The following is an 8,488-nucleotide window of genomic DNA, read 5'->3' on the forward strand; positions in this document are numbered from 1 at the left end:
CATTCTGCACCCATCATTCTGCACCCATCATTCTGCACCCATCATTCTGCACCCATCATTCTGCACCCATCATTCTGCACCCATCGTCTTGCCCCCATCGTTTTGCCCCCATCGTCTTGCCCCCATCCAGGAAGACCGACGCCCCATGAATCGCCTCGCTGCGGCAATCCACTCCGCGTCAGTACTTGGGAAAGATGTCCGGGGTGGGGAAGCGGTCTTCGTGGCGGAAGCTTCCATCACCCAGAAACTCTTCTCGGGGAAGGTTCACCTCGGGCCAACCCGCCGGACGGACGCGAACGACTCGTCCCGGGCGGATCCCTTCAATAATCAGGTCCGTCTCGAAGCGAATTTGAATGCCGCTGCTGCCAAGGGGGACGTCGCCCGTCGCCTTCACGACGTCCAGGAGGGGGCCTTTCGACGCCATGTGGGTCGGTCCGTAGTTCCCGCCGGCGTGTTTCAATGTGTTTTCCGATGCGTTCATCGCGGCCTGTTTCCCTTTCTGGAAATCGGCGTAAAGCGACGCGTCCATGCCGCCGAACAACGTCGCGGTCACGGTCGCGCGGCCGAACTTGCCATACTCAACGGCATCAATCCAAGCGGGCATCCAGCGGCTGCGGATGAAGGCCTTGTGCGTCGCGGTCTGTCGGTCGGCGGCGCGCCCGATCGCGGTGTCGTCCAGCCAGATGTCTGAAACATGAAACCGGGTGAAGACACTCGACGGCGTGGGTTTCCAAGTGATGCCGAGCTGCACGGCCTGGTCACCGAGCACTTTCTTTCCGCTTGCCGGCCAAAGCCCTGCGGCGACCAAGTCCTTGACTCCCAGACATTCGCGGCCACGCCAGATGCGGGTGGCGGCATCAAACGTCATCGTTTCCTCGCTCGGCGTGCCGTCCCGGCCTTCCTTCGGTTCGCGGCTGGCAACGATCTGCCCCTCGTTGTTGTCGATGTCCATCTCTTTCAGTTTCCATACCAGTCCCTCGCGAAGGCAGTGGCTGAGTTCGTCTTCGAGCAGCAGGACATGGTTCTCGGCCGGTGCGATCCCGGCGCCACTGTAACCCGCCGTTTTCTTTCGGTTGTCGATCGGAAGCACCGGAACGGCGGAGAGCGTCGGATCGGGCGGCAGGAATGCCCGGACGTGCAGCACGGTGCCGAGCGGGATGTCCCGAAGATCCGCCGGTGCGCCGTGATACCTCACGATGCCGTAGGGAAGCATCGCGAAGGGATGCGGCGGGTTTCGAAAATACGTGCCAGCCCCTTGCACACGAACGCTGCCGCGGCGATTGACGTGATCCACGAACACCAGTTCGCCGCGATAGGCGTGCGCCTTTTCCAAGGGAGGAAACGAGCCTACCGTGGGGCGAAACGGTTCATCTGCGACGGCTGTTCCCGCGGTCAAAACAATGATCAGCCACAGTGCCGGGTGCAGTCTTGAATTAAGAGTCTTGGTGGAGGGCATAGCGGTTGGCAGGTGGCGGTTCGTCGATGGGAAAGTTTCAAGTTTCAAGTTTCAAAGCTAACAGCTAATGGCTAATGGCTAATGGCTAATGGATCCTCACACTTCAATGACTGAATTGCTGTCACCGAACGTGTCCGTCTCGACTCCCATGCGCTGCGCCATCATCAACAGGAGATTGCTCATGTGCGCGTCCGGGTTGGCGGGTCGGCTGCACAGCGCGTAGTGCTCACCGGGCTTGTCGAGTTGATAGCCGTTGAAGTGGCCCTGATTGAAGTCCAGATGGCGGCCGTGCTGGAGGCCGAGGTCTGAACCGCCGGCGAGCACCAGCGGCAAGTTGGCATTGCCGTGGCTGTGTCCGTAAGACATGCCGCTGCCGAACAACGCCATTGTGGAGCCCAGTAGCGGTCGTCCGTTGAGGTCCTTGGTTTCCTGCAACCGCGAGAGGAAATAGCTGTACTGCTCGATGGCGAAGGTGTCGTAGTTGGTGAGTTTTTCGATGTAGCCGGCATCGCCGCCGTGGTGGCTGAGTTGATGCCGCGACTCCGTGATGTCGATTTCCGGAATCGCGATCGCCTGACCTTCGCCACCCAGGCTGAACGTGGCCACGCGTGTTACATCGGTTTGAAAGGCCAACACCATCAGGTCGTAGACCGTGCGGAAATAGTCACCCGCCTGGGTGTCGGGGATGTCGCGGTCGGTGCGTTTGCGGTCGGCGTCAGAAATCGGGGGTAGCGGCGTGTCGAGCCAGGCATCGGCCCGCCGCGTGCGAATCTCTGCCTCTCGGACCGAACTGAGGTATTGATCGAGCCGCCCCTTGTCAGCCGCGCCCATCTTCTGCTCCAGCCGCCGCACTTCCGCGAGGTTGTCATCAAGGACACTGGCTTTACGACGCAGAGCCCTTCGCTGAGCTGCGATGCCGCCTTTGGGTTCCTCGAACAGCGACGCGAAGATTTCACTGCAACGACGCATCGGCGGAAGTTGAACGCCGTCGGCCGTCCAGGACAGCGACTCCTGCGTGATGGCAATTTCCATCGATGGGTAACGGGTGTGCGGAGCGGTGACTTCGGCCATCTTCTGGTCCACCGAGATGGTGTTGCGGTCCGAGGGACCGAGCTTTCCACCGGTCAGCCAAATCTTGATGCAGTTGTGGTGGTGGCTGAGGCTTCCCGGGTGATGCAAGCCGCTGATGGGCGTGATGATGTCGCGATGTTTCTCCAGCGGCTTGAGCGACCGGGAGAACTGGTAGCCTGCACCCGGCGCGGTGATTTGATAATTCAGCGAATGAACACCGTTGGCGAGGTAGATGAACGCACTGCGTCGCGGCGATGCGGACGCCTGCTCGGCCGCCCGCGACGGGATCATGCATTCCAGCAATGGCAGTGAAATGCAAGTGCCCAAGGCACGTAGCGCATGCCGGCGGTCGATGAGCCAGGACTGGGAGAGAAAATGGGACATAGCGATTAGTGGTTAGTGGTTAGCAGTGAGCTTTACCCCGAGAGGGGTTGCAGCAAGTAGCCGGTGGTCGCCTTAGCGAACCACCGGAAGCCTTTAATCGATTACGGATTGACCCCGGATGGGGTCACAGCATTACTACGCTGCGACCCCGTCGGGGTCGATTTGGACTGTCCTTGTCCATTCCGGCGGTGTTCGCTTCGCTCGACCGCCGGCTACTTTCTGCCATCCCATCCGGGATGCAGAGATGTGGGTCAACCTAAGGTTGGTGGATAAAACATTCTATTGTCTGGCTAATTGCTAATTGCTAATTGCTAACAGCTAACAGCTCCCTTCACCTCTTCCTCATCAGTTCCGAAAGAGCGACCGCGCGGACGATGTCTCGAATTCGATAGTCGTTCTTCTTCGCTTCGTTTTCAATCGCGTGGAGGTCATCTTGATCATCGACGGTGAGCACGCGGCGGAGGGCGTAGGTGCAGAGGTGTTCGATGAAGGCCCGTGCGACCTTGTCGCGGTCTTCCAACAGCAGCCGTTTGAACTCGGCCGAATCGGTGAACGAGCGGCCGTCGGGCATGACGCCCGAGGCATCCACCGATGGATCGTCTCCGGTCCCGGCTGCGACGCGTTCGTGCGTCCTCCATTGGCCGATGGCGTCATACTGGTCGAAGGCGAAACCGAGCGGATCAATGCCTCGGTGACAGGCGGCACAACTCGCATTCTGAGCATGCGCGGCAAGCTTCTGACGGATCGTCGCCTTGGGACTCTGCGGCGGATTCGGTTCGATCGGATCGACGTTGGCCGGAGGTGGCGGCGGGGTTTTGTTGAAGATCGCTTCGCTGACCCAGACGCCGCGATGCACCGGTCGGTGGCGGGTTCCGTCGGACGTCAACCCGAGCACCGCGCCCATCGTGAGCAGACCGCCGCGATGGTCGTCGGGCGTCAATGAGACGCGTTGGAAGCCGCTGTGGGTCGGTTCCGGCAGCCCGTAGAAATCACAGAGCCGGGCGTTGGCCATCGTCCAGTCGGAACGAAGAAAACCGTCAATGGGCTGGTTTGTCGCGAACATCTCGCGGAAATACTCGACCGGCTCGGCCCGCATGCTCGCCTCGAGCCAGTCGTCGTAGCCGGGGTAGAATTGCTTGTCGGGCGGGAACATGCCGACGCGGTGAAGCTGCAACCACTGCCGTGAGAAATCATCGATGAAACGCTCAATGCGGTCGTCCGTCAGCATGCGGTCCACTTCGGTCCCCAGCCCCGCGCCAATCAATTGGCCGCTGATGGCGGCGGTGAAGAGGCCATCGTCGGGCATCGAACTCCAGAGAAAATACGAAAGCCGCGAAGCGAGTTCCCAGTCCGTGAGGCGTTCACGGGGCTCGGGGTCACCTTCGACGAGATAGACGAAATTTCGGGAGGTCAGCACGCCTTGCATCGCGATCCGAAAGGCCTCGGCCGCCGTTTCGCCCGCCTCGCGTTCGACGCGGAACGATTGCAGATAGTGCTTCAGTTCGTCCATCATCACCGGGCGCCGCCAAGCGCGTTCGGCGAATCGCCGCAAATGCTCCGCGACAACTTCGTCAGCGGCATCATCAGGCGGCAGCACGCCTTCGCGCCGAGAGCGTTCCGCCTCGGTTTGCAGCGGCCCTTCCCACTCGATCCAATCGAGCAGCACGGTGGAGAAGATGCCGTTGCCTTTGTCATCGAACATCTGCGGGGCGTTCGGATTCAGAAGAATAGTCTCGCTGCTATGCGTAAAAATGTAGGAACGGCTGGCGATCGCATTGCGGAAGGCGGCACCGCCCCTGCGGTCCACCCCATCGGTGGCGACCACGCAGAAATGCAGCGTCGTCGGCATTTCGAGAAACACCTCGAACTCATACACCTGCGGACCGTCCTCTGGTGCCGTGATGTCAAATTCGATGAGACCGTCGACGGTCTCCTCGCCGGTTCGCGTGCCAATGCTCAGATGAGCCGGCTGGCCGCCGGGCGGACGGATTCCGCTGGCTTGCAGCCGCATGCGATAAAGCCCGCTGTGTTCCGGACCGGTCTTTCCAAACCAATTGGACGAGAGCGCATTCTGAACCCGGCCGGGGAACAGCAAAAAACGCAGCGGCCGCTTGATCCCAAACCGGTCGAGCGTTTCCTGCTGGATCTTCCCGCCGCCGTAACGCAACTCCGCTGCCGTTTTGCGGACGATGCGAGCTTCGGCGGATGTGGCAGAGAAAGCTCGATCGAGCACGATGTCCGCCGCGCGGTAGTAGCGGTCGACATGCGACGGCGACAGCGAAAGCTCCGACCCGATGCGCTCAAAACCTCGCCACAGCGTGTCCTCGTTCAGCTCCCCCGGCATGAAGGGATCGTAGCGCACCCCGAGCAAGTCATAAACCGTGTTCTGGTATTCTTTGCGGCTGAGCCGATAGTGCGCCACCGCCGGCCGGGCCGCCATCCGCGCCGCGCGGCCGTCCTTGAGCCGAGCGTCGAGACTCGTCACGAACGCTGCGATCTCATCCTGAGTCGGCTGCGGCTGGTCCTTCGGAGGCATTTCGCCACTGTTGACCTTGTCAAGCGCTTCGGCCCAATGGTGTGAGTCCAGGCCAGCCTTGAAATCTCGCGACAGTCGGTCGATCCGCAGGTCGCCCTCTTCCTCCTGTGAGCCGTGGCAGCGGACGCAATGTTTTTCCAGAAACGCCTCAAAGGGTTCCGCGGCGGACGCCAACGCTGACATGGAAACGGAAGCGGATGCGATGACAACCAGAAGAAAACGCACCGTCACTCGTTCAACCAATTTCACATGCACACCGTCAAAACCACGACTCGCAAGTGAACTGATCCAGCGACCTTCACTCGCGTGCACATCGTGCGCGAACGTATTCATTCGACCCTTCATGCAATCTCTCTCGATTCACGTATCCATCGACGTCGGCCGAGTCGGTGCTGCTCAAAACCGTTGTGGTAGGTGGGGCTGTTGCGGTAGGTGGGCAAGCGACGGACGGAAAATCAATGTCGTCGCGTGGACGTTCCGCCGTCTGGCGAGGGCAGCGACGCAGCAGGGGACAGTATAGACGGTCATTGACCGCTCGTTGCGAAGTCGCCCACTGGCGATCGCTCGAACTCGGCCCCCAATCCGGCTCCGGGAATTCGCGCGGCGGGAAATCCATCGGCGACGGCGGATTTCCTGCCGCCGCGTCTGCCATGACTGCGTTTTCACGCACAAAAATCGCTCCCCTTGGGTTGGTATGTTTTTTGCCTACTCACGGCGCTCCTTGCCAGGGCAGGCGTTCCTTGGCGAATACCGATGTGTCAAACGACCTTCTTCACCCAATCCATTCTCAGCCAGGAAAACTTTCGTGCAATTTGATCGACTCCTCAGCTTCGGTACCAAACGTGTTTCGACCCGCGTGGCGGGTGTGCTCCTTGCCGTCGGATTGGTGGTCCTTGCGATCGGCCAGGACGGTCCAGCGAAAGCGAACGCACCACAGTCACCCGGACAAACGAATGCCGCGATTGACGAAGCGGTATCGTTGGGGATCAGCTTTTTGAAGAACCGAGGACAATCCGCCGACGGATCCTTTAGCCCCGAAAGCGGTGTCGCCGTCACCGGATTGTGTGTCCGCGCGATTCTGGAAAACCGTCCGACCGAAGTTGATTCGCCAGCGGTGAAGAAGGCGTTGCAGGTGATCCTGGATAACGTCCAGCCCGATGGCGGAATTTATGTGAAAGGGTCCAGGCACCGGAACTATGAAACGTCGGTCGCTGTTGGGGCACTGGTCGCGGCCAACCGCGACGATCGCTTTGACAGCCAGCTCAAACGAGCCGAAGCGTTTTTGAAAGAGATTCAGTGGGACGAAGGCGAGGGCCTCACGCCCGCGGACCCGGCCTACGGCGGAGCCGGATACGGCAGCCACTCCCGCCCCGATCTCTCCAACACGTCGTTCATGATCGATGCACTGCGGGACTTGGGCAACGATGCCAACGACGAAGCGATCAAAAAGGCGTTGATCTTCGTCTCAAGATCACAAAACCTGGCCGGCCACGGAAATGATTTGCCGCACGCCGCGTCCGAAGGTGATGGCGGGTTCTACTACACCCCTGCCGCCGGCGGTGAAACCAAAGTGGTCGGAGGGGACACGCGCGACGGTGGCGGCGGACTACGTAGCTACGGATCGATCACCTACGCGGGTTTCAAAAGCCTGATCCATGCCGGGTTAACGGAATCCGATCCGCGTGTGATCGCCGCCATGAACTTTATCGAGGACCACTATTCACTGACCGAAAATCCGGGAATGGGACAGGCCGGGCTGTATTATTACTACCACACCTTCGCCAAAGCACTTGGCGCCGCCAAGCTCCGCGTGCTAACCGACGCCGACGGCAACAATCATGTGTGGAATCGCGAATTGGTCGTGACGTTGACCGACGCTCAACAAGACGACGGGTCATGGGTCAATCGATCCAGTGATCGGTGGATGGAAGGCAACCGAAACCTTGTCACGGCCTACTCGCTGTTGGCGTTGTCCTATTGCCGAGAATGACGACACCCGGCTTGCGGCCTGTCGATTTAATCGATGTGCCGAAATCAACGCGATGATGTTCAGCGCGACGCGTGAGCGAGTTGCGCCGTGTGGCCCCTTGCTAACGCATGCGGGCTTAAATCGACAGGCCGCTTGCCCGGTCCCTTCGCTGCCGCATCAGCCTTTGACGCAGTCACCGGGTCATCGGTCGAGGTTCCACCATGTGATCGACAGTTGCAGCACGGTCGCAATCGAGACCCAGACGAAATACGGCAACTGTGCCGCGGCAACCCACCGGTAGTGTTTCCACACCGCCACCATCATCCAGATGATCGTCGCCCAGACGATCAGGATGTCGAGTGCGGCCAACGGTAGGTTTCGCAGCCCGAATTGAATGGCCGTGAAGACCAGGTTGGCAACCAGGTTGATGGCAAACGGCAACGCCACCTTCCATGGAACTTTTTTCCGAACAGCTTGTACGAACACGAAGGTAAACGTGAGCAAGATGATTGGATAGAGGATCTGCCAGATCAGACCGATGGTTGCTGGTTCGGGCGTCCACGAAGGTTTGGCCAGTGAGTCGTACCAGTCTTTCCAAGTCATCTGCGCATCCTGAAATCAGATTGGGGGAAGCGTTTCGCCGCGATCAGTGGTCGACGTGGGTGAAGAAGTTCACGATTGCCCGTTCATGCCATCGCTGGCCATCCTGATCGAGGAACCCCGTGTGGCCGCCCGACTGGGCAAGCGCGGGGAAGAGCGGTCCTTCCGCCGACCAATCTCGATCGCGAAACACGTCGTCATCGACCACCGGATCGTCCATCGCATGAAACAACAACGTTGGGATTGAGATTTCATCAAGGACATAAATCGCAGAATTTTCGCGATAGAACTCTTCCGCGTTTTCATAATCGAACCGCGGCGCGGTAAACCGATCGTCCAAGTCCCAAACGGAACGGGCCGATTGGATCACCTGCCGCTCCTCGTCGCAAAGGTCGCTCCCTTCACGAAGAAGTTCTTTTCGTTGGCGATGCAACAGGTAGCGATCGAACAAGCGGTTGGCACCACGTCGCAA

At 59.8% G+C, this 8,488-nt stretch carries 5 protein-coding genes and 1 pseudogene; 1 reads left to right on the forward strand and 5 read right to left on the reverse strand.

Annotation, left to right across the window (positions count from 1 at the left end):
• Nucleotides 1–178: 178 nt before the first annotated feature.
• From ABX749_RS13075 to ABX749_RS13085, 3 genes are all read right to left on the reverse strand, one after another.
• Nucleotides 179–1,456, reverse strand: a complete 1,278-nt coding sequence (locus ABX749_RS13075) for a hypothetical protein (RefSeq protein ID WP_372896375.1) — start codon at nt 1,454–1,456, stop codon at nt 179–181.
• A gap of 96 nt (nt 1,457–1,552) precedes the next feature.
• Entirely contained in the window at nt 1,553–2,911 is a 1,359-nt protein-coding gene (locus ABX749_RS13080) for a DUF1552 domain-containing protein (RefSeq protein ID WP_372896376.1), read from the reverse strand.
• A gap of 331 nt (nt 2,912–3,242) precedes the next feature.
• Nucleotides 3,243–5,780: a DUF1592 domain-containing protein gene (locus ABX749_RS13085; RefSeq protein WP_372896377.1), complete on the reverse strand. Its 2,538-nt coding sequence runs from the start codon at nt 5,778–5,780 to the stop codon at nt 3,243–3,245.
• Nucleotides 5,781–6,252: 472 nt separating this feature from the next.
• Here ABX749_RS13085 and ABX749_RS13090 point away from each other — a divergent pair, with 472 nt between their 5' ends.
• Nucleotides 6,253–7,437 carry a hypothetical protein gene (locus ABX749_RS13090; RefSeq protein WP_372896378.1) on the forward strand — a complete coding sequence of 395 codons (1,185 nt, stop codon included), beginning with the start codon at nt 6,253–6,255 and terminating at the stop codon, nt 7,435–7,437.
• Nucleotides 7,438–7,617: 180 nt separating this feature from the next.
• On the opposite strand, the gene ABX749_RS13095 is transcribed toward ABX749_RS13090, so the two are convergent.
• Both ABX749_RS13095 and ABX749_RS13100 read right to left on the reverse strand, forming a co-directional pair.
• Entirely contained in the window at nt 7,618–8,019 is a 402-nt protein-coding gene (locus ABX749_RS13095; RefSeq protein ID WP_372896379.1) for a TspO/MBR family protein, read from the reverse strand.
• Between the two features lie 43 nt (nt 8,020–8,062).
• Nucleotides 8,063–8,488 (reverse strand): annotated as a pseudogene (locus ABX749_RS13100) (amino acid ABC transporter); the annotation flags it as partial.

Source organism: Stieleria sp. (assembly GCF_041595215.1).
Classification (GTDB): Bacteria; Planctomycetota; Planctomycetia; order Pirellulales; family Pirellulaceae; genus Stieleria; species Stieleria magnilauensis.

Coding starts and splice junctions, on each gene's coding strand:
- ABX749_RS13095 (WP_372896379.1), bottom strand. CDS start 8,019: ATGACTTGGAAAGACTGGTACGACTCACTGGCCAAACCTTCGTGGACG.
- ABX749_RS13075 (WP_372896375.1), bottom strand. CDS start 1,456: ATGCCCTCCACCAAGACTCTTAATTCAAGACTGCACCCGGCACTGTGG.
- ABX749_RS13085 (WP_372896377.1), bottom strand. CDS start 5,780: ATGAATACGTTCGCGCACGATGTGCACGCGAGTGAAGGTCGCTGGATC.
- ABX749_RS13080 (WP_372896376.1), bottom strand. CDS start 2,911: ATGTCCCATTTTCTCTCCCAGTCCTGGCTCATCGACCGCCGGCATGCG.